The organism is Microcystis sp. M53598_WE2 (assembly GCF_030067735.1).
Taxonomy (GTDB): Bacteria; Cyanobacteriota; Cyanobacteriia; order Cyanobacteriales; family Microcystaceae; genus Microcystis; species Microcystis aeruginosa.
Window position 1 is genome coordinate 1 of sequence record NZ_JASJFE010000708.1, and the last position, 1585, is coordinate 1585.

The 1585-nt window shown below is 50.9% G+C and carries 3 protein-coding genes; 1 reads left to right on the forward strand and 2 read right to left on the reverse strand.

What is annotated here, in order from left to right; genetic code table 11:
* Positions 1 to 218: 218 nt before the first annotated feature.
* A complete protein-coding gene (locus PX636_RS14440; RefSeq protein ID WP_002799017.1) occupies positions 219 to 755 on the reverse strand; it encodes a hypothetical protein in 537 nt (178 codons plus the stop codon).
* Positions 756 to 855: 100 nt separating this feature from the next.
* On the reverse strand, positions 856 to 1344 hold the full coding sequence (locus PX636_RS14445) for an MgtC/SapB family protein (RefSeq protein WP_002799018.1): 489 nt from the start codon (positions 1342 to 1344) through the stop codon (positions 856 to 858).
* Positions 1345 to 1533: 189 nt separating this feature from the next.
* On the opposite strand from PX636_RS14445, the gene PX636_RS22715 reads away from it, so the two are divergent.
* Positions 1534 to 1585: helix-turn-helix domain-containing protein (locus tag PX636_RS22715; RefSeq protein WP_353853482.1), on the forward strand; the 52-nt coding region annotated here is incomplete at its 3' end.

The following is a 1585-nucleotide window of genomic DNA, read 5'->3' on the forward strand; positions in this document are numbered from 1 at the left end:
AATAGGATTGGGACATTCAAAAACCTTGCATTATCCTTCTTGTAGTACATAAACCGGTACAAAAAAAAGAGGGAAACAAAGCCTGAAACGACCGGCTACTGACGACCGACGACCGACTCCTAACCCCACCAACAAACTTTTTCAGCAAACCCTAAATAAGCAATTCGACTCACCACTACTTCCAGATCGCTACCCCATAGTCTATCCCTTTCCTGGCGTTACTGGGTTTTCTGCGTTTGCTCCAGATACTTCCGCACACTCTGTCCCATCTGCACCAGATTCGGTTCAATCTTTTTGGCCAGAAGCTCTTCGACTAGGTGAACTAAGCGACTGAGCAAGAAGGGTGGCACACTGTGAACTGCGCTGAGGTCAATCCTCACTTCGCCTCGGCTTTCCACCAATGTGCAATTGCCTCGATCCAGAAAGCGGTTCTTGCCAGCGCAAAACACCGCCTCTCGGTAGGCATGGGTTTCAATTTGCCAGTCCACAGTAAACTCATTGTTGTCCCAGATATCGTATTCCGTCCAAGTGAACAGTTCTTCACTCAAAAGTGCCCGAGCAGCGGCTGGGATGTCCCCACCCCCATGCCACTCCAGCACCAGTCGCACCAGTCGCTCCGCTTCCTGGCGAGACTTGAGTTGCAGCGATCGCACATTGGGCAGATACGGCCCCAACTCCATCAGCTTGTCCCGATAGGTGGCATAAACCAAGGATCGAGAAAACGACACCTGTGAATCAACGGAAATTTTGATCATCTTTGGGCTCCAACGGCATGGGGCAAGATATGCAGTTTAACGCGGGTATGAAGTACTTGTACATCTTCAACCCCTATCCGCCCGAATACTCCGACCCCGTTTAACTCCCCCTTCCACGGCGTTCAAACAACCGTTCGACCTTGGGAATTAAGGATAAGATTCCCAAGGCTAAGAGAGTGCTGAGAATGGCCGTCGCTTCTCGCCCCATCCCAGCCGCTACGCCGATGGCCGCCGTTAGCCATATGCCCGCCGCCGTGGTCATCCCCTTAGCCTCCTCTTGGTGCCTTCCTATAATGATCGATCCGGCCCCAAGGAATCCCACCCCAGCGATCAAGCCCTGCAACACACGAGTTAAATCTGCGATCGATGCCCCAGATTGTTGAGGAATGAGGACGAAGAGTGCTGCCCCGAAAGAAACCAGCATATGCGTTCGCAACCCTGCCGCCTTGCCCTTGATCTCCCGATCGTACCCCAGTAGACCACCAAGGATCGCCGCAAGCAGGAAGCGTAAAATGATGCGGATAATTTGAGCCACATCGGTGATCTCGGAGAATTCCGATAGCACAGTATTCCATATCACTTGCCACACACCCGTAGTCCCTCCTTACTTTGGCTGTACTTCATTCTACAAAGTTGGCTGTAATTTCTTTATTGATGTCCGATCGTTCTACCGATAGATTGCATCATCGGAAATTTTGGGTCTGAAACCCCGCCGTTTTACGGCGGCTTTGCTGTTAAATACTAGCGCATTTACACGATATACGCTAAAATGTGAGACATGGAAAAAGCCTATTCTTACCGATTTTACCCCACACCAACACAAGAGTCGC

Bases quoted from the DNA above. Each gene is read 5' to 3' on its own strand.
- PX636_RS14440 (WP_002799017.1), bottom strand. From the start codon at position 755: ATGATCAAAATTTCCGTTGATTCACAGGTGTCGTTTTCTCGATCCTTG.